The sequence below is a fragment of the Lysinibacillus piscis genome, assembly GCF_026012395.1.
Taxonomy (GTDB): Bacteria; Bacillota; Bacilli; order Bacillales_A; family Planococcaceae; genus Lysinibacillus; species Lysinibacillus piscis.
The window spans coordinates 1206842-1228565 of record NZ_BRZA01000001.1 but is presented as its reverse complement, the minus strand read 5'-3'; the positions used below and the strand labels follow the sequence as shown (position 1 = coordinate 1228565).

Sequence of the window (21724 nt, the reverse complement as noted above, 5' to 3'; positions counted from 1 at the left end):
AAGCCTGCCCTCTTTATCTATTTGTAAAGAAGGTGGGCTTGTTCTGTTAGTGAATCAAAATCATTAAGATTTCATTAAGAAAAGTCTTTTTTGAATTTGATAAATTAATAATATATGAACTTAGACAATTCACTTCAAAGAGAGAGAGGAATAAAATGAATCGATCATTGCACGAAACTGTGTCAATTCTGCTAGTTTGTCTATTAATTTTCAGTAGTTTGCCTATAAAAGCAGCTGCCGTTACGCCTACACTGACCATTCAGTTACAGACAGATGGGCAACCCTATAATGAAGGAGAGGTCGCTACAAGTCCTGTGACAATGCATGTAACGACTAGTTCATCAGATAGTGCTACTGTACAAATCTCCCAAGACTTAGGTGAAACGTGGCAACCATTTGATGTGAACCAGTCACTGACGATAGAGACAGAAGGCACACACCATATATGGTTGCAAGTCATCGGACAATCTGAAATTGAAAAGCGCCAGATTCGCATTGCACCATTTCAAAATTCTTTAGCTATGCTATTTGCAGCAGCTACCGATATCATTTATGTCAATGTCGCAGCAATAGGTGCTAATAATGGTACGAGCTGGGCCAATGCCTATACAGACCTACAGAGTGCTTTAACGCAGGCTGTAGCAGGGAAGGAGATTTGGGTTGCTAAGGGGACATATACACCAACAACAGGTACAAACCGTGCAATTTCCTTTCAAATGAAAAACGGTGTAGCTATCTATGGTGGCTTTGCAGGGATAGAGCAGACAAGGGACGAACGTAATGTGGCGGCTTATAAAACAATTTTAAGTGGAGATATTGGCACAGAAAATAATATTGGTGATAATAGCTACCATGTATTTTATCATGGTGGCTTGAGTCTAGATAATACAGCCATTCTAGATGGTGTCACAATTACAGGTGGGAATGCAAATGCAGGAGGCGGTAATAATGAGGCTGGCGCTGGTATGTACAATGAGAACAGTAGCCCAACCTTGACGAATGTAACCTTCATTGGAAATAAGGCAAATACCGCTGGAGGCGCTATGTACAATGAGAATAGTAACCCAATCCTAACAAACGTGATATTTAGTAAAAATAAGGCGAACAGTGGGGGTGCTATGAACAACAGTGATAGTAACCCAATCATAACGAATGCGCTATTCAGCGACAATACGGCAACCAGCGCTGGAGGCAGTATTCATAATTGGAATAGTATAATGACGTTAACGAATGTTACAATAAGTGGAAATGAGACTGATGATAATAAAGCGGTTATTCATGGTGGGGATGCAACGAGTAAAATTCGCAATAGTATTATCATAGGTAATAATGGTCCAGCCTATGATAATAAGTATGCTGGAGAAGTTACTAATAGTCTTTTGAATTTAGGGAATAATGGAGCCCAGTTATATAGTAGTAAAGGTCATTTAGAGAGTCCGACTAGCTACTTATTAGAAGAAGTATTTATCGACCCAACTAACTTGAATTATCGTTTAAAAGCAGGTTCACCAGCAATTAATAAGGGGAATTCTAGTTACCCTGAATTAGTTAATGTGCTGCAAGACCTTTATGGTAAACTGCGTATTCAAGGAGGGGTAATTGATTTAGGTGCTTATGAAGCATTTCCATATATGATAAGCTATGATGCGAATGAGGCAACAGGAGGAACTGTGCCTACTGATAAGGAAACCTATGGAAATGGCGATAGTGTAACAGTACTTGGGAACAGTGGTCAACTTGAGAAAACAGGCTATACATTTGCTGGCTGGAATCGCCAAGCAAATGGAGGGGGAACAAATTATGCTGCAGGTGACTCGCTGACAATAAACAATGCTGATGTGACGCTCTATGCAAAATGGGAAACAATTCAATATGAATTATCCTTTGATACAGATGGAGGTATCCCAACTCCACCACCACAAATGATTCATTACAACAATAAAGTAACTAAACCATCAGACCCAACAAAAATCGGTTTTACATTTGACGGATGGTATAAAGATACAGATATATGGAATTTTGTAGTGGATACGGTAATGGAAAATACAACATTGCAGGCAAAGTGGGCAGTAGCTCAACATATAGTATCTTTTGAAGTAGATGGAGATAGTCCTGTCCCACCCAGTCAAACAATTGATTACAATAATAAAGTGACCGAGCCACCAATTCCCACAAAGGTAGGCTATACATTTGAAGGGTGGTATACAGAGGACACTTTCACAACAAAATGGGATTTTGATACAGATGTAGTGACAGAAGATACAACATTGTATGCAAAATGGGAAGTGGCACAGCATACAGTAACCTTCAACACATATGGGGGCAGTATAGTCCAAGCACAAACGGTGACATATGATACTGCGGTTATTGCGCCACTATCTCCAACAAGAAGTGGCTATACATTTGAGGGCTGGTATAAGGAACCTACATTTATTACACGATGGAAATTTGCTACGGATACAGTGAAAGAAAATAGAACCCTATATGCAAAATGGGCAAATATACCGATAAATATGGATCGTTTACCGTCCGTATTTATACTATCATTTGAGACAAATGGTGGTAGTCTAATAGATAATCAAGTTGCTTTTGACAATGAGCTAATCAAAGTCCCACCAATTCCAGTAAAAGCAGGCTATACGTTTGATGGTTGGTATAAGGAGCCTACATTTATAACAAAATGGGATTTTGCAACGGATCATGTGACAACAACAACTAAGCTGTATGCCAAATGGATAGAAAATCGCATGACAACACCAGAGCCCGAACCCATGCTTGAACCAGAGGAGCCGACCGAGCCTTTGGTAACATTTAGCGATACTGCGGGACATTGGGCAAATGAGATGATAAAGGAAATCGCGACACAAGGCATTATCAACGGCTATCCAGACGGTACATTTCGCCCCAATGAATTTATCAAGCGTCAACATGTAGTTGTGATGTTGGCACGTGCCCTCGAGCTAGAGCCAATCCGTGAGGCAGCATCGTTTATAGATGTGCCAGTAAACCATCCATATTACGAGGCGATTATGAAGCTCCAACAGGCAGGCATTATCGATGGTTCAAAAGGAGCATTTAATCCAGATGAGATAGTAACACGTGCGCAAATGGCGAAAATTCTAGTAGGAGCGTTGAACTTGTCATTAGGTGGCACAAATACCTTCAAAGATGTAAATGAAACACATTGGAGCTATGACTATATCACAGCACTAGAGCGAGAAGGAATCGCTCTAGGTTCAAACGGTTACTTTAACCCAAATGCCCCGTTAACACGCGCGCAATTTGTCGCATTGCTATACCGAGCCTTTCATTAAAGCCAAGCATATCCTCTGAAAAGGAGATATGCTTGGCTCCTTTCATTTTACGGGCTTAATTGGGCGAAGTTATATAATTTACGGGCGAAATTAGCTGCGAATCGGGCGAAGTTGGACATTTTACGGGCGAATTTGCATACTAATCGGGCGAAATGCAACCTTCGTAGGATGTCATAGTAAGAATTTGCTCAGGAATTTCATAATAAGTGGCACGACCTTGCTGGACAACAGGTAAAAATTTTAGCAAGCGCTTTGCTGCGTACCGCGATGTGATGTCGCAGAGCTGACAAAATTGCTGATTGGTAATTTTTGAACTCACTAATAAGCGGAAATCGTGTAGTGCTTGAAAATGAGCCAATTTATCTTGGTGATGACACTGTGAACAAACAAATTTCCCTTGTATAAACTTCATTTTAACGGAGCATTTTGCACAAAACACACCACTTTTCAAATGAGCTAATGTGAAAGAAAACGGCTTACTTATTGGTGAATGTAACGCTGTAAGTTGTTTGTGAAATACAGCTATATCAAGAATAGGCTTGGTATATTGGTTTAAATTTTTTTCAATAAAGCTATGAATATAATCTGCATGGAAAATCGGGATATGGGAGTCATGGTTGCCAATAATTGCACGACGATTTGCAATAACAACTGCGCCGACAATAGGAACATGGGGGAAAAGCGTAGAAAGAAAACGAGTATGGCGTACTAGCTGCTCAACAGGATTTGAAAATCGCTCTATCATGCCATCAGAGCGAGTGCGCAACAGCTGCGATGTCTCGACATTGAAATCTAGCTGTCCTGTTATGTTTTTCACTTCTAAGCAAATAATGAAAGAAGAAAAAATAACAATAAAGTCAATTTCATGTCTATGTCCTGTATAATCTACTAGACAAAAATTGCGCAACAATTGATGTGGTATCGTAAGTTCTTGTAAAAAATAAAATACCTCCTCCTCACCTGCGATACCAGCAGTGGTTAAAGCATATTGCTTCACAAAGTGTGGATAATCAGCATAGTGTTCATCAACCCTCCTCAAAATGGCTTCAAGCTGTCTATATTTCAATCTATTTCACCTCCTAACTACATAATAGTTTACTGAAAATTCATTAAGATTTCATTAAGAAAAGTCTCTTGCGAATTTGATAAATTAATAGTATCAGGATTTAGAAAGTGAGGAATGTGAAATGAAGCGGAGTATGTCATTAGTTACAGTTTGCATACTTATTTTAAGTTTGATTGTACAGCCACCATTTGCCTATGCAGGAACGGGTGGAGAAATCTCTACCGTGGCTGGTGGACGATATGGTGAGTTGGGTGATGGAGGACTAGCAGTGGACGCTGAATTAGCTAATCCATCGGCAGTGGCAGTTGATAACAATGGCAATTTATACATTGCTGATACAACAAACAATAAGATACGAAAAGTCGATGCTATAACCAAAGAAATCAGCACAATAGCTGGTAATGGAACTTATGGCTATTCAGGGGATGGAAACTCAGCGCTTAACGCAGAATTGAGGAGCCCATCTGGAGTGGCGGTGGATGCTGATGGTAATATATATATCACAGACAAATATAACAACAGGATAAGAAAAGTAGGCACGGATGGCATTATTTCTACAGTCGTGGGTACGGGAGAAAGTGACTTTGGAGGAGATAACAGTTCTGCTGATACAGCTAAAATAAAAAGCCCAAGTGGAATCATGATAGATAATACTGGCAGTCTGTACATCGCTGATACAGGAAATCACAGAATTCGCAAAGTTACGAATGGTATTATCACCACAATAGCGGGTGCAGGTTATGGAACATTTTCAGGAGATGGAGGTCCAGCCGTTGACGCAGAGTTAAACTACCCACAAACAATCGCAATGGACAATATCGGAAATCTATATATTGCTGATACAAACAACAATCGAATTCGGAAAGTTGACACAAATGGAATCATCAGCACAGTGGCTGGCTCAGGAAGTCGGGGCTATTCAGGCGATGGTGGACTAGCTATTGACGCACAATTGAATGAACCAGAAGGTATAACGGTAGACAGTAGCGGGAATCTATATATTGCAGATACAGATAACTATCGAATTCGGAAAGTGATGCCGAGTGGTAGAATCAGCACAATAGCTGGAACAGGCAATTATGGTTATTCAGGAGATGGAGGTTCAGGAACTCTTGCACAATTAAATGGTCCAGTTGGCTTAGCACTAGATAACGATGCTAATTTGTATATCGCTGATAAATTCAATTATGCGATACGTAAACAAACATCCTATATCCCATCCAGTGATGTGAGCTTAAACAATATCACTTTGTCGAGTGGTACACTAAGCCCAGCATTTGCTGCTAATACAACCAATTATACAGCGAGTGTGGTGAATGGTATAAGTACGATTCGCATAACACCAACAACGGCTGACAATTTTATAACGGTGAAAGTAAATGGTGAAGATGTTGCAAGTGGCACTCAATCAGGAGATATTAACTTAAATGTAGGGGATAATCCCATTACACTAGTGGCTTTGGCTGAGGATGGTGTCACAACAAAGACCTATACAATTGTTGTCAAGCGATTAGCAAGCAGTGATGCCAGCCTAGGTCAGTTAGCGCTATCTACGGGTACACTAAGCCCAGCATTTAATTTCAATACAACAAGCTATTCAGCAAATGTCAGTCAAAGTGCCATAACTGTAACACCAACAGCACTGGACCCATTAGCTACGGTGAAGGTGAATGGGCAAGCAGTAACGAATGGCACGGTATCCCAAACAATTCCACTAAACATAGGTAGTAATCCAATTACAGTGATTGTGACTGCACAAAATGGTACGACAACAAAAACCTATACAATTGATGTAACAAGGACAATAGGCGAAAATACAGATTTGAGTGGTTTACTGCTATCAGATGGTACACTAAGCCCAGCATTTGGAGCAGGAACAACCAGTTATACATCTAATGTGGATCATGATATAAAGAATATTATTATCACACCAACAGCAGCAGATGCTAGTGCAACGGTGACTGTGAATGGTGGGCCAATCACTAACGGTACGGCCTTGATACCACTTATGGTGGGGGATAATACAATTGCGATACAAGTTACAGCCGAGGATGGACTAGCAACAAAGATATATACGGTTGTGGTAAATCGAGCGAAGAGTAAGAATGCAGACTTGAGTGATTTGACGCTGTCGAGTGGTGAACTATTGCCATCATTTGTGCCAGGCACGTTCAAGACAAGTGTAGATTATCAAGTAAGCAGTATCACAGTTATGCCAACTTTATCTGATACAGTGAATGCCACAGCTACGGTTAGTCTATATTCTAACAGTGGTGTGTTAGTGAGTGGACCGTTTCCTGTAGCAAGCGGTACAATGTCTCCATCCTTGCCACTTAGTATAGGGAATAATACAATCATGGTGCTAGTCACAGCACATGATGGCACAACAAAGACCTACACAGTGACAGTGAAGCGAGGGACAAGTAGTAATACGGATTTGAACAATTTAACACTATCAAGTGGAACTTTGATACCCGCATTCGCAGGAACCTATGTCGCAAATGTGGAGCATTCCGTAAGTAGTATCACGGTAACACCAACATTGTCAGACGCTATGAATGCCACTGTTACAGTGGGTGTTTATAACAGTGGTGGAACATTAATAAGCGGGCCATTTCCTGTGCAGAGTGGTGCACCATCACCAGCACTGGCATTGAGTGTAGGAAATAATGAAATTCGGCTTAACGTGACAGCACAAGGTCAGACAACTAGAACGTACACGATAAATGTGGTAAGAGCTCGTCAAGTGGAGATACCAAAACCACCAAGTGGAGGCGGCACATTACCGTCAACACCAACAGAAGTAATACCAACACCTCCTGTAGATAAATCACTTGGTACAGTAAAAATTGAAATAGACCAAGCTAGCGGAAGTATCACAAGTTTTGTGAATATCACACCAGCACAAATCGTAGCAGCTATTAGTAAAGTACAGTCAATTAACAATGCGATGGTACGCATTGCTATTCAAAATGAACAAAATGCAGCGAATCATATGATGGTAGCCGTGCCAAAGGAATCTACAAAAATTTTACATGACAAAGGCGTTGGTTTAGAAATTGCTACAAATGATGCACAACTTGTGATTGAAAATAGCTCAATGGAGGGTGTGGATAGTGATTTCTATTTCGGTTTAAATCTAGAGCAAAAAGACAATGAACGTACAGTGCGCAAAGTATTGGCAAACAATAACATACATGTGGTGACCAATCCAGTGACGATTGAAACGAACCTGCCGAAGCGTCCTGTTGTTGTAACCTTGCCATTAAAAGACGTAACACTTCCAACCAATTCAGTAGAGCGTGAAGCCTTTTTAGCAAGTTTGTCTATATTTATTGAGCATTCGGATGGTGAAAAGAAAGTAGTTACACCAAAAGTGACGACAATGACAAATGGACAGGTGGGCTTGCGTTTCACTGTCAATAAATTCAGTACCTTTACAATTATTCAAACAGCAGAGGAAACAACGGACACACATACAGCTTATATTAAAGGCTACTCTGATGGCACATTTGGCCCTGAAAGAAACGTCACACGTGCCCAAGTAGCAACAATGATTGCTCGTATTTTAGGCTATCAAGATGGTACGTCCGTAAGCGTAGCACCATTTAAAGATATCGCTAGCACACATCATGCAGTGGGAGCGATTGCCTTTGTGAAAGAGCAGGGTATTATGAATGGCGATGCGAATGGCAACTTCCGTGCAGAAGAAAATATTACTCGTGCTCAAATGGCGACTGTAGTAGCGAACTTCAAACAGCTACACATCGAAGAAAATGTGACAATTACGTTCAATGATACAAACGGTCACTGGGCGCAGTGGATTATTGAAGCAAACCGTGCAGCGGGCATTATCAATGGTCGTCAAGATGGTAGTTTTGCGCCAGATGCCCATTTAACACGAGCACAAGCTGTGGTCATGATGAACCGTATGTTTGAGCGTGAGCCATTGAGCGGTATAGTAACGCCAAGTTTCACAGATGTGAAAGCGACACATTGGGCATTCAAAGAAATTGAAGCAGCGATAAATATACGCACGAATAATTAACAAGATAAGTAGAAGGCAAAAACAGGTGACCATAATTATAGCGCCTGTTTTTGCTATAGTATTTGTGGCAATTAAATAGAAAGGAGTAGAATGATGTTAAAAAAAATAAACTATCTTTTAGCTATTCTGTTAATACTTATTACATATAGAGAGGTGAAATTGGTCTATGCAGCAGGCAATACTGAAGCGGATTTCACATTTACAGACAATGGTGTAGAGGTTACGATAACTGGCTATACAAATATGACCATCAAGGATGTAGAAATACCTTCAACAATTGGAGGTAAACCAGTTACAGCAATAGGGGAGAGAGCATTTGAGAATCAAGCATTAACAAGTGTAAAAATACCAGATAATGTCCTAACTATTGGGCAAGGCGCATTTTACGGAAATGAATTGACGAATATCGAAATTCCATCAAGTGTTACGTTTATCGGAGGGTTTGCATTCATGCGTAACAAACTGATAAGTGTGGAAATACCTGATAGTGTCACATTGATTGAAGGACAAGCATTTGCTATTAATCAATTAACAAGTGTCAAACTACCATCCAATATGACAACTATTTGGCAGGGGCTATTTAAGGAAAATCAGCTAATGAATATAGAAATTCCATCGAGTGTGACCACTATTCATGCTGGTGCATTTGCTAAAAATAAGTTAACAAGTGTAGAAATTCCACCAAGTGTGACCACTATTGAAGAGGAAGTATTTACGGAGAATGAGCTAACGATGATAGATATCTCATCGAATATTACTTCTATCGGGGATGGTGCATTTGCTAAAAATAAACTTGCAGCAATAGAAATTCCATCAAGTGTTACTTCCATTGGAGCAAACGCATTTGCTCAAAATCAATTAACAAGTGTTAACCTGCCATCCAGTATTATCTCAATAGGTAGACAGGCATTTGCTTATAATCAATTAACAAGTGTCGAACTACCACCCAACATGACGGTTATTGAAATAGGAATACTTAGGGATAATCAATTAAGGAAGGTAGAACTACCATTAGGCATTACACACATTAAAGATGATGCTTTTGCTAATAACCAATTAATACATGTAGAAATTCCATCGACTGTTACTCAAATTGATTCAAGAGTATTTAAAAATAATCGACTAACACATGTGAAACTTCCTGATAGTATCCAAATTGGCATATCAGCATTTGCTGAAAATTGGTTGAGTGAGGTGCAATTTGAAGGTACAGCTACTATATATCCTAATGCATTTGGACAGCAAGCTATGCAGGATAATACCTTCTTAGCATGGTATCAAAAAGATGGCATGCCCTTTGTATGGGATGATACGAATCCTCCTATGGTAGTAAGTGCAATGACAGTACATGCAAAATGGGCATCGTATATACTTGATTTTAAGACAAATGGAGGCAGTGAGATTCCCTATGAATTGGTTCAGGATGGGATGATAACAGATGCACCACCAGCTCCAACAAAAGTAGGGTTTACATTGGTAGGTTGGTATAAAGATGATACACTTACTACACCTTGGGACTTTGCGATAGATACGATAACGAAAAATACCACTCTATATGCGAAATGGGAAGTTACGAAGCATGAAATTTTCTTTAATACGAATGGTGGAAGCAGTATTCCAAATCAATTAGTAACACATGATACAGCTGGGATTGAGCCAATAAGCCCAACAAAAACAGGATATGTATTTACAGGATGGTATAAGGAACCAACATTTGTAACCAAGTGGAATTTTGCTACAGATGTTGTCAGGGAAAATGTCACTTTATATGCCAAATGGTTATACAATAGTACACCCATAATTGAAGATGATTTCCCCCAATTATTTACAGTATGGTTTGAAACAAATGGCGGTACGATGATAAACAATCGAATGATTACAGAAAATGAGCTTATTAAAGACCCACCGATTCCAATGAAAGAGGGCCATACATTTGAGGGATGGTATAAAGACCCGAATTTCATTGTAAAATGGGATTTGGAAAAAGATCGTGTGACGACAACAACGAAGCTCTATGCTAAATGGCTAGAGAATAGCAAACTAGTACCAGTGCCTATACCAGAACCTGTAGAACCACCAACGCCTTTCATAACTTTTAGTGATATTTCAGATCATTGGGCACGAGAAATGATTGAAGAAATCGCAACGCAGAGCATTGTCAGAGGCTATCTAGACGGTACATTCCGACCAAATGAATTCATCAAACGCCAACATGTAGTGGTCATGATGGAGCGTGCCTTTGACCTAGAGCCGATTCGTGAGGTCGTATCATTTACAGATGTACCAGTAAATCATCCATATTATGAGTCAATTATGAAGCTACAGCAGGCAGGTGTTATTGATGGTTCAAACGGAGCATTCCATCCAGATGCTATGTTGACACGTGCACAAATGGCGAAAATTTTAGTAGAAGCCTTGCATATTCCTCTAGGTGGTACAAGCTCCTTTAAAGATGTAGATACAAATCATTGGGGGTATAGTTATATTAGCGCTTTAGAACGAGAAGGCATCGCTTTAGGTTCAAATGGATACTTTAAACCGAATGACCCTCTGACACGTGCGCAATTTGTAGCAATACTGTATCGTACATTCAATTAAAAAACAAGCACATCTCACTCTCGAGATGTGCTTGTTTGATTAACGATATTGTAAAATTTCAGATACTGTGACACATTCATAGCCTTCACTTTGTAAATAAGCGAGCACTTCATCCAAACCATCTGCTGTCGATTGGTGAATATCGTGCATAAGAACAATGGCATTGTTGTGTAAATTTTTCTTCACATATGGCAATAGCTGCTGGGCATTGCGATGCTTCCAGTCCATTGTATCAATTGTCCATAAGACGACAGGGACTGGGATTTGAGCATTTACTGTATCGTTCGTTGCACCATATGGAGGTCTAAACAGAGTAGCTGCATGACCGTTTGCTTTTTCGATTTCTTTTGCAGTGGATGTGTACTCTCTTGTTACTTGCTCTGCTGTCATTTTTGTTAAGACAGGATGTGTCCATGTATGGTTGCCAATCTCATGTCCACGAGCCAGTACATCTTTTGCAATGTTTGGATAGTATTGCACACGGCTACCTAACATAAAGAAGGTTGCTTTGGCATGATATTTATCCAATGTATTTAAAATTTGCTCTGTTACTTTTGGATGTGGCCCATCGTCAAATGTTAGTGCAATACGCTTTACCGAAGTATTATCTGTTGACGGTGGTGTGACAGGCTTCATTGTTTCCATAGCAATTTGAAATTCTGAGGCTAACAATGGATTGATTAATGTTAGTGGTAATTTAACAATCGGTGTACCCACAGCGCCACTAGCGATTTCATAGTCATCAAAATAAAACTGTAGGGAATCTTCTACAATGGCAAAGCGCTCGAAATTTGCCCATTTTGGCTCTGTTGCTTTAATGACTTCATCAGCGAATAAATCATCTTTTAATTGTGGGTTTTGCTGTAAATCTTTCCGTACATGTGCTGCAAGTGTAGCTAAATTATTCTCATCATTTTGGAGCAATGTTTTAATTGTCAGTTGCTTATGTGTTTCATTATCAATGAAAAACGTCTTCATTGTTACTTCTTGATTTGCTCCACCAAGGTAAAGTATTTTCGTAAGGACAAATGAGTAGTAGTGCTCTCGATATGGGAAGGTTTCCAAGCTAATATTGAGTTCACCCATAGCGTCTTTATTTTTATTTTTGTTCATGGCTAACAGATAGTTTTCTTTAGACTTCGTTATGTACTGTAAAACAGCCTGATTAAAAGCTTCATTATCTGTTTGAGGGTAGTGAATTGCAAATGGTGTATGTGTATCATTAGACATATCTGTTACAATTCGAATACCTGGAAAGGCTGAGCTTTCTGTGGATAAATTACTATCGATGGATGTTACGGGCGTCTCTTTGGAGGCACTGATTTTTTGAAACTTTAAACCATCTTTCGATAAAAGAATGACAAGAATGATCGATGTTAATGCGATAATAAGGGCAATTAACAGTAGATCAATTAATGGGCCCCGTCTTTTGTTGCGTTCTGACATGGCGATGAGTACGCTCCTCTCTTTTTTCTATATGTATGTTTAGACGTGTTCATCATCGAAAAAGTTATACAATTTTGCAAAGATTTAATGGTAATTTACACTAGTTGACATTGCTGAAATTTTCAGTTGAGTTTTTCGGAGCAGTTCGATACTATTGGCAAAGAACCTTATATTCATTACGAAGGAGGCAATGAGTTGTTATGACCTTACAAGAAATGGATAACGAAATGACGATGGATTGTTTATTACTTGCAGGACGCATGATGATTGAAAGTGGAGCAGAAACGTATCGGGTGGAGGACACAATGCTCCGTATGGCACGTTCTCAAAATATGCCCGATGCACAATGTTACGCTACACCCACTGGAATCATTTTTTCGCTTGGTAAAACACAGCCAACAAGAATTACGTCAATTTCTAGTCGAGTTACAGACTTGCAAAAAATTGCTTTGGTAAATTCAGTATCTCGTAAACTCACATCTCACATCATAACATTAGAGGACGCATATGACGAGCTAAAGTCGATACAAAAAACAAATTATTTTTTACCAACATATATGCAGGTCATTGCAGCCGCTTTAGCCAGTGCTTGCTTCCTTATTATGTTCCAAGGTACATGGTCTGATTTTCCAATTGCCTTTCTAGCAGGTGGTGTTGGCTTCTATGTACTCCTTCTTATTAGTCAGTTAACAAAAGTAAAGTTTTTCTCAGAATTTACAGCGTCTCTTGCGGTAGCTATTGTTGCCTTTATTGCTGTAAAGCTTGGTCTTGGTAAGGAATTAGATAAAATTATTATCGGCTCTGTCATGCCATTAGTACCAGGAATTTTAATTACCAATGCGGTAAGGGATTTAATGGCTGGACACTTTATGGCTGGTATTGCTAAAGGGATGGAGGCATTTCTCACAGCCTTTGCCATTGGTGCAGCGATTGCTGTTATTTTATCATTTTAGGGGGCCATCTGTATGAATGTCATTATACAATTAATGGTGAGCTTTTTTGCGACAGCAGGGATTGCCGTTATTTTTAACGCACCAAGAAAAGTGTTGTTTCACTGTGGATTTGTTGGTGTTGTTGGCTGGGGAATTTACTTTATCTTAGCAGAACGAGGCATGGATGTTGTGAATGCTTCCTTTTTTGGTGCTTTTGTTATTGCCATTGTCGCTCACCTCTATGCGCGTCGATTTAAAATGCCAATGGTGATTTTTATTGTATCTGGTATTATTCCGTTAGTACCAGGGGGAATGGCCTATAATGCGATGAGAAATGTGGTAGAGGATGATTATTTACAAGGCTTACAGTATGGTTTGAAAGCATTTCTAATTACAGGTGCTATCGTTGTAGGACTTGTGTTTGCGGAGGTGTTTATACGTCTCATTTTCAAAGCGATTCTTACCAATAAGGAAAAAAAGTATAGCCGTTCTTAAAAATAGGGGATTACGTTTACTGTAAATAACGTAATCCCCTTTAGTATATGCTATTGTTGTAGCATTGTTTCAATTTCTGCTGGTGTGACTGGCTTACTAATATAAAAGCCTTGTATGATGTCGCAGCCATACGTTTTTAAAAGCTGTACTTGTTCGGCTGTTTCTACACCTTCTGCGACTACTTTTAAATCCATAGACTTCCCAAGTTGTAACATGCCGTGCACTAGCTTTTGCGTTTTTTCTGATTTTAATAAGGCATTGACAAATGTTTGGTCAATTTTTAATGTATCAATAGGAAGTATTTGGATATATTTGAATGAGCCATAGCCAGTACCGAAATCATCCAATACAAAGCCGATTCCAGCATTTTCAAGTTTCCGCATTTGCTGTGTAATAAAGGTTTCTGACTCAGCTTCAAGTGCGAATTTCTCTGTAATTTCGATTTGGATAAGATTTGCAGGACAGCCTACTTTCGCTAATGTATCAAGTATGGACTTAGCCATGTTTTTATCACGAAATTCTCGTACAGATGCATTAATCGATACCTTTAGATCGAAGCCAGCTTTTTTCCATAACATAGCTTGTTCACATGCTTTATCTAGCATGAAGGAACCGATATTATTGATAAGACCTGTCTCTTCTGCGATAGGAATCAACTCATCGGGCGTCACAATACCAATTTCCTCATCTTCCCAACGAACTAATGCTTCGACAGCTGTAATTTTACTGGAATGCAGGTCAAACTGTGGCTGATAAAATACTTTCAAATCCTTTTGGTTTAATGCCTGCAATAAACGCTTTTCAATTAATGCTTTTCGACTTAATGCTTTATGTGTCGCTGTAGACAATGACATGATTTTATCGCCACCAGCTTCACGAATCGTTGCAATCGTAGCAATGGACGCTTTCATTAATTGAGAAAACGTCATTTGATCTTCTGGGTAGCGTGTAATACCACCACTAATAGATATAGGTATTGCAACATTGTGATTGTAAATAGGGTGTTGCTGTAAATAATGAAGGAAACCTTGTGTGAACCATTCACTTAATGGCGTAATAATCACAAAATCATTTTCATTAATACGAGCCATTGTACTATCTTGGAAATAGGTTTTCAATCGTTTAGAAAACTCTAAGATAATGGAATGATTATGCAGCTCTTTTAATGTGTAAAATTTATCAATGCTTAAATAAACAAATGAAAAGTGTTTTTCTTCTGCAATCATCGTTGTGACTATTTTTTCAAGGCGATGAGCATTCATTAAGCCTGTTTCAGTATCAATATAGGCAATTTTTTCGAGCTGATGCTGCATATTTTTGGATTTTGTAATATCCTTTTCAATTAACATAAATTGTTGCTCATTTGTTTGCGTATTAAAAAGAGGGACAGCTGTTAGGAGCACCCAATAAGGTTGACCGTTTTTAGTAATTTTTTCGACTTCACCTTGCCATGTGTGTTGTTGGTTTAACTGATGCCAAATCGCATTGATTATTTTCTCGCTTACCTCATTGTCAGGGAATAGTTGCCAAAATGTTTTGCCAATAATACGCTTTGGTGTCCAGTGGCTTACTTTTAAAAATTCAGCATTGCATTCTGTAATAAAGCCATCTGTATCCATCGTGACTGTCATAAATGTGGCATCCAACCCTTTTTTTAAGTCAGAGATGATGGCGTCGTCTGTCATAGAATATGTAAACCATTCAGGTAGTATAAAAGTCATAAGGATGAATTTTTTACCTTGCTCCATTAATGGTTTTGTGAATAGGGCAGTCGTATATTCTTTGTCTGAGCAACTATTCACTAGAACTTGCTCAATATAAGCATTTTTATCATTCTCAAGAATGGATTGCAACGTTTCTATAGAAAGTTGGCGTAGTAGATTTTTTTGAATAGTTAGAGTAGTATGTCCTTTAACATCTATCGTTGGAAGCTCAAAAAGCTGTTCGGCTTGGTGGCTATATAAAACAACTTGACCATGCTCATTTACGATAATCGAAGGGAAAGGAAGTGAATTCAAAAAATGCTCATTATTAGTAATTAATTTGTGCAAATGGCTCATAATTATTCAATCTCCTTGGGTAATCTATATATACCATAATTATAATTAATTATTAGGATTTCGTCATTATTAATGTTAAGATGAATAGTTTTTTTGACTTAAATAAGGACTTTTTTAGTAAAAAATAAAAATAATAAGTAGCATAAAATATATTTTAGTTCTTATGTAGGGAGAAGGAATGTGATGAAAAGGTTAAAAGGCATTATATTTATTGTTTCAGGAGCAATGTTATGGGGAGCAACGGGGCCTTTAATGGAATGGTTACTCAACCACACACCATTAACGGTTTCTTTTATGTTAACAATTCGTTTATTCATAGCAGGCTTATTATTGCTTACATATGTCGCGTTAACAAAACAACCAATTTTTAGTATTTGGAAACATACACTTTGGGGAAGGCAGCTTGTGATTTTTGGTATTGTCGGTATGTTAGGTGTGCAGTATTCATTTGTAGCAGCCATTCATGAAAGCAATGCTATATTTGCGACATTGCTACAGTTTTTAGCACCTATTTTTATTGTGCTGTACATATCATTGACGATGAGAAAATTTCCGCCACGTTATCAAGTCATTGGTATTTTAGGTACGTTGTTCGGTTTATTTTTACTATTAACAAATGCGTCAATTGATTCTTTCCTTGTCAGCTATAAAGCCTTATTTTGGGGTATTGCGGTTGGCCTTACTTTTGCTTTTTATACATTGTATCCTGCACGGCTAATGAAGGAATGGAGTGTATTACTTGTTGTAGGCTGGGCAATGTTAATAGGTGGCACAGCTTTAGGTATCATCGGTCGTGTGTGGCAATCATCAGAATGGCTTGTTTTTACAGATTTTCGCATAGTGGGCTTGATGCTGGCACTCATTGTTTTTGGCACGTTGGCATTCGTTCTTTTTTTAACGAGCATGAAATATATTTCCGCAGTGGAGACAAGTATTTTATCAAGTGTTGAACCGCTAACAGCTATGCTCATTTCGATGCTGGTATTTTCTACGACTTTAGGCGGTTGGCAAGTAGTTGGCATATTTGTTATGCTTTTTTGCGTTACATGGCTGTCAATAGCTGGAGAGAAGGCTTAACAGTAAGGAGTGATATATATGAAAGAGGTTTTTTCCTATGTCAAACCATATAAATGGACGGCTATTATTGCTTTATGCTTAATGTTATTGGAATTATTTGTGGAGCTTGTGCAACCGCTTATTATGGCTAAAATTATTGATGATGGTGTGAGGGCACAAAATCAAGCAATGATTTTACAATGGGGAGCAGTATTGTTTGCTATCTCTTTGACGGCCTTTATGGCAGGTGTTATTAATTCTTATTTTTCATCACATACAGCGCAAAGTTTTGCCTATGATTTGCGCAATGTCATGTTTGAGAAAATTCAAGCATTTACATTATCGACTTATCAAAAGTTTTCAACCGCTTCACTTATTACAAGGCTGACGAATGATGTGACACAAGTGCAAACAGTGCTATTTATGAGCTTGCGCATTATGCTACGTGCACCACTGGCTGTGATTGGTAGTATTGTGATGGCTTTTGTGGTGAATGCCAAATTAGCCATGTTTTTAGTTATAGGTGCACCGATTATTGCTGTGTTTTTACTAGTAATGGTGACAAAAGGTGTTGCTTATTTCGGTCGTGTCCAAAAACGAGTAGATCGTTTGAATCGTGTATTACAGGAAAATTTGCAAGCGATTCGTTTAGTAAAGGCTTATTTACGTGGTACATATGAAGCTTCTCGTTTTGAGGAAGTAGCCTCATGTTTAAAAATAGATACAATGAAGGCTTTACGCATGATGGAATATATTATGCCCGTATTATTGTTTGTTATGAATATGGGATTATTAGCTGTCCTTTGGTTTGGGACAAAGCAAATTGCTACAGGAACAGCGCCACTTGGTGATATTGTGGCCATTGTCAATTATGCGATGCGTATGACAGGTGCATTCTCTATGTTTGCCTTTATCATTATTTTTTATGCTCGAGCAAAAGCATCGGCAGAGCGTATGGCAGAGGTATTATCCACAGAAAATGATGTGGAAATAATGACGACATCGCAGGAATTGCCAGCAAATCAATATGAGGGTGAGCTGGCTTTTGAACATGTTTATTTTACCTATCCTAGTGGAGAAAATGCAATATTATCAGATGTCAGTTTCCGCGTAAAATCAGGTGAAAAGCTAGCCATCATGGGGGCAACAGGTGCAGGAAAATCTACATTATTGCAACTCATCCCTCGCTTTTATGAGGTGACAGCAGGTAAGATTTTCGTGGAAGGGCAAGATGTACGAACATGGGATTTGCAAAAGCTACGTGAGATTATTGGCTATGTCCCACAGCAATCACTATTGTTTACAGGTAGCATTGCAGATAACGTACGCTGGGGAGATGCAGAGGCAGAAATGGATGCTGTATTGCGAGCGACGATGCAGGCACAAATTCATGCGTCTGTAGAGGATTTCCCACATGGCTATGAAACAAAGGTTGGACAAAAGGGTGTTAATTTATCTGGTGGACAAAAGCAACGTCTATCCATTGCAAGGGCATTATTACGAAAAGGGCGTATTTTATTATTGGATGATAGTACAAGTGCATTGGATGTCCAAACAGAGCGGGCATTATGGGATGCACTGCGAGCTGGGCAGGCGACAATGCTTGTAGTGACACAAAAAATTCGTACAGCAAAAGGTGCAGATGCTATTTTGTTGATTGATGAAGGTAAAATAGTGGGCTATGGTACACATGAGGAGCTTTTACAAACATCCGCACTATACAAAAAAATTGCCATCTCTCAGCAGGAGGTGGAGATGTAATGGGATTTTTTCAAAAACCGTTTGGCTATGAACCGATTTTGACAAAAGAGCATATGACGCAAACCGTAAAAAAGAAAAAAGGGCCTCGTGCAACCAATTGGAAGAGTACCTTATGGCGTTTATGGAAAATTGTTGATGAGCAACGTTTGTTATTGATTGTTGTGCTAGTGCTTGTTTTAGTTAGCTCATTACTAGCGTTGTTAGGTCCATACATTATCGGCAAGATGATTGATATGTATGTGATGCATGGGCAATTGAAAGGATTAGGGCAAGGGATTGTCTTATTAATAGCTATTTATTTTGTGTTAGCGATTGCGCTCTTTTTGCAAAACTATTGGATGATTGGTATTGCACAACAGACGATTTATCGTTTACGGACAAGTGTTTTTACGCATTTTCAACGGCTACCAGTAACCTTTTTTGATCGTCGTCAGCATGGCGAATTAATGAGCCGTATGACAAATGATATTGAAGCCGTTAGCTCTACATTAAATAGCTCCTTTATTCAAGTGTTTTCGAGTGTGCTGACACTGAGTGGGACCATTATTATTATGCTGAGTTTAAGTCCATTATTAACGGTACTAACGATGACGATTATTCCAATTATGTTTTGGGCAATGCGCTGGATTACAAGGCGTACAGCACCATTATTTAAAGAACAACAGGCTGCTATTGGTGCGTTAAACGGAATGATTGAAGAAACGATTTCAGGTCAACGCATTGTGAAGGCTTTTTCACAGGAAGAGCGTATGAAGTATGAATTTCGTGAAAAGAGCTTGCGTTTGCGTCATACAGGCTTTTGGGCGCAAACTTATTCAGGCTATATTCCAAAGGTCATGAACTTTTTAAATAATACGAGCTTTACAATCGTTGCAGGTATTGGCGGACTATTAGCTCTTTATGGTCATGTGACGATAGGCGTTATTGTCATTTTCACTGAATATGCACGCCAGTTTACACGTCCATTAAATGATTTAGCCAACCAATTCAATACGGTATTATCAGCGATTGCTGGTGCAGAGCGTGTTTTTGCTTTATTGGATGAAGAAACAGAGGTAGAATATGCTACAGCTAAGCACCATAAGTTATTAGGGCAAGTAGCATTTCAGCATGTTTACTTTAAATATGATGTAGCAGAAGAACAGTATATATTGAGGGATGTTCATTTCCGAGTGGAGCCTGGACAAACGGTGGCACTAGTTGGGGCAACGGGTGCAGGGAAAACAACCATTCTACAGCTTATTGCCCGTTTTTATGAGGCAACGAAGGGTGAAGTATTGTTTGATGGCGTCAATGTACAGCAAATTGAACGACAGTCTTTACGCTCTCAAATGGCATTTGTCTTGCAGGACCCGTTTTTATTTGAAGCCTCAGTTCGAGAAAATATTCGCTATGGTCGATTAGATGCGAGTGATATAGAAATAGAGGAAGCAGCAAAGCGTGCCAATGCTCATGACTTTATTATGAAATTAAAGGATGGCTATGATACGATTCTTGCGGCGGATGGTGGTGAAATATCGCAGGGACAAAAGCAATTATTATCGATTGCAAGAGCATTGATTGCAGATCCCAAAATTTTATTGCTTGATGAAGCGACAAGTAGTATTGATACAGTGACAGAGCTAGCGATTCAAGAAGCACTGGATACTTTAATGCAGGGACGTACGAGCTTTGTTATTGCGCATCGTTTGAATACGGTGCACAATGCAGATATGGTGCTTGTCATGCATAAGGGTGAATTAGTGGAGGCAGGCTCTCAACAGCAATTGTTAGAAGCTGGTGGGATGTATGCGGAAATGCTACAATCATCCTCCTATCATTTAGAGGAATAGAGGAGATTTATGAATATTTCTATCATAACAGTGTCTTTCCCATTGGATGGGGAGACATTACAAGAGGTTCAATCATTATGTGAAATAGCGACACAGCAAGATCAATTCGTGTATGATACAGTACTGAGTTTATCTATGGCAAGCTCTTTTGAATCGAAAGGCTTTATGGTGCTTGCCTATGAGGACGAGAGCGATACATTGGTAGGTGTAGCAAGTGCTATTGATTTAATCGGTCTACATACGTATGAATGGTCATTAGTTGTTGCGCCTACTTATCGTCAACTTGGTATTGGTACAGCATTGGAGGAGATTGTGCAGCATGGCTTGGCAGAGCGTGGTGCAGAGGGACAGCTTGCAGTGGCATTAGAAGGAGCGCCCTTTGGTAGTAGCTTTATTGAAAAAATAGGCTATAGCTATAGCTTTTCGGAGGCAACATTGGAAGCACCAATAGTAGAAACCACTTTACAGAATGGGCTAACAGTAATGGCATATGCAGGGGAGCAGCAGGAGCTGGTGAGCATTTATAGTGCAGCCTTTGGCGATTTACCAGAGGAAGCAGCGGAGCTCATTGTCTTTAATACATCAACTACAGGGCGTAAGCTGTGGTTAATTCGCCGTGAGGGTGTTATTGTGGGAACTGTGACAACAGCTGAGGAAGATGATGTACAATGGATAACAGCATTGGCAGTACACCCGCACTATGAACGGCAAGGCATTGGTACGGCATTATTATCGTTTGCGAAAAATTATGCAGGCACTGTTGGAGCGAGAGCGGTGATGCTAGATGTTGAGCTCGATAATAGTAAAGCATTATCTGTTTATGAGAAGGCTGGCTTTACAAAAGTACAAAAAATCGATTATTACACAAAATAATAGGAGGGACGAATAGGGTAAAGCACCACTATTCGTCCTTTTTGTCATACCGTATATACGGCCTGCATAGAATAAGAATAGGTTTGAAGAAAGGAGCCATAATTATGCGTATGCCTGCATTACCTACTAGAAAAAGTCCTCCAAAAGAAGCTCCTAATTCATGGTGGCGAGCTGTGAAGACCTATTTATTTAAAGATAAATTTTATCGTTTACCACCACGCAAGTGAAAGTCGCTATGAGGAT

13 protein-coding genes are annotated in these 21724 nt (G+C 39.2%); 10 read left to right on the top strand and 3 right to left on the bottom strand.

Annotated features, from left to right (window positions below; all coding sequences use genetic code 11):
* The first annotated feature begins 155 nt into the window (after nucleotides 1-155).
* Nucleotides 156-3314: an InlB B-repeat-containing protein gene (locus tag OPF91_RS05920; protein ID WP_264987769.1), complete on the top strand. Its 3159-nt coding sequence runs from the start codon at nucleotides 156-158 to the stop codon at nucleotides 3312-3314.
* 139 nt (nucleotides 3315-3453) lie between these two features.
* On the opposite strand, the gene OPF91_RS05915 is transcribed toward OPF91_RS05920, so the two are convergent.
* The gene (locus tag OPF91_RS05915; protein WP_264987768.1) at nucleotides 3454-4380 is read right to left on the bottom strand and encodes a nuclease-related domain-containing protein; all 927 of its coding nucleotides are present in this window, start codon (nucleotides 4378-4380) and stop codon (nucleotides 3454-3456) included.
* 121 nt (nucleotides 4381-4501) lie between these two features.
* Here OPF91_RS05915 and OPF91_RS05910 point away from each other — a divergent pair, with 121 nt between their 5' ends.
* Nucleotides 4502-8428: a cadherin-like beta sandwich domain-containing protein gene (locus OPF91_RS05910; protein ID WP_264987767.1), complete on the top strand. Its 3927-nt coding sequence runs from the start codon at nucleotides 4502-4504 to the stop codon at nucleotides 8426-8428.
* 93 nt (nucleotides 8429-8521) lie between these two features.
* The gene (locus OPF91_RS05905; protein WP_264987766.1) at nucleotides 8522-11026 is read left to right on the top strand and encodes a leucine-rich repeat protein; all 2505 of its coding nucleotides are present in this window, start codon (nucleotides 8522-8524) and stop codon (nucleotides 11024-11026) included.
* A gap of 39 nt (nucleotides 11027-11065) precedes the next feature.
* Here the strand turns inward: OPF91_RS05905 and OPF91_RS05900 are convergent, their stop codons facing one another.
* Nucleotides 11066-12472, bottom strand: a complete 1407-nt coding sequence (locus OPF91_RS05900) for a polysaccharide deacetylase family protein (RefSeq protein ID WP_264987765.1) — start codon at nucleotides 12470-12472, stop codon at nucleotides 11066-11068.
* A gap of 200 nt (nucleotides 12473-12672) precedes the next feature.
* Here OPF91_RS05900 and OPF91_RS05895 point away from each other — a divergent pair, with 200 nt between their 5' ends.
* Nucleotides 12673-13425: a threonine/serine exporter family protein gene (locus OPF91_RS05895; protein ID WP_264987764.1), complete on the top strand. Its 753-nt coding sequence runs from the start codon at nucleotides 12673-12675 to the stop codon at nucleotides 13423-13425.
* A 12-nt stretch (nucleotides 13426-13437) separates the two neighbouring features.
* Nucleotides 13438-13899, top strand: a complete 462-nt coding sequence (locus OPF91_RS05890) for a threonine/serine exporter family protein (protein WP_264987763.1) — start codon at nucleotides 13438-13440, stop codon at nucleotides 13897-13899.
* Nucleotides 13900-13949: 50 nt separating this feature from the next.
* Here the strand turns inward: OPF91_RS05890 and OPF91_RS05885 are convergent, their stop codons facing one another.
* A complete protein-coding gene (locus OPF91_RS05885; protein ID WP_264987762.1) occupies nucleotides 13950-15959 on the bottom strand; it encodes an EAL domain-containing protein in 2010 nt (669 codons plus the stop codon).
* Between the two features lie 183 nt (nucleotides 15960-16142).
* On the opposite strand from OPF91_RS05885, the gene OPF91_RS05880 reads away from it, so the two are divergent.
* From OPF91_RS05880 to OPF91_RS05860, 5 genes are all read left to right on the top strand, one after another.
* The gene (locus OPF91_RS05880) at nucleotides 16143-17036 is read left to right on the top strand and encodes a DMT family transporter (RefSeq protein WP_264987761.1); all 894 of its coding nucleotides are present in this window, start codon (nucleotides 16143-16145) and stop codon (nucleotides 17034-17036) included.
* Between the two features lie 18 nt (nucleotides 17037-17054).
* Nucleotides 17055-18776 carry an ABC transporter ATP-binding protein gene (locus tag OPF91_RS05875; protein ID WP_264987760.1) on the top strand — a complete coding sequence of 574 codons (1722 nt, stop codon included), beginning with the start codon at nucleotides 17055-17057 and terminating at the stop codon, nucleotides 18774-18776.
* The gene (locus tag OPF91_RS05870; protein ID WP_264987759.1) at nucleotides 18776-20608 is read left to right on the top strand and encodes an ABC transporter ATP-binding protein; all 1833 of its coding nucleotides are present in this window, start codon (nucleotides 18776-18778) and stop codon (nucleotides 20606-20608) included. The genes OPF91_RS05875 and OPF91_RS05870 overlap by 1 nt, the downstream gene beginning before the upstream one ends.
* A 9-nt stretch (nucleotides 20609-20617) precedes the next feature.
* Complete coding sequence (locus tag OPF91_RS05865; RefSeq protein WP_264987758.1) at nucleotides 20618-21481, top strand: GNAT family N-acetyltransferase; 864 nt, start codon at nucleotides 20618-20620, stop codon at nucleotides 21479-21481.
* A 104-nt stretch (nucleotides 21482-21585) separates the two neighbouring features.
* Nucleotides 21586-21708: a hypothetical protein gene (locus tag OPF91_RS05860; RefSeq protein ID WP_264987757.1), complete on the top strand. Its 123-nt coding sequence runs from the start codon at nucleotides 21586-21588 to the stop codon at nucleotides 21706-21708.
* The last annotated feature ends 16 nt before the right edge of the window (nucleotides 21709-21724 follow it).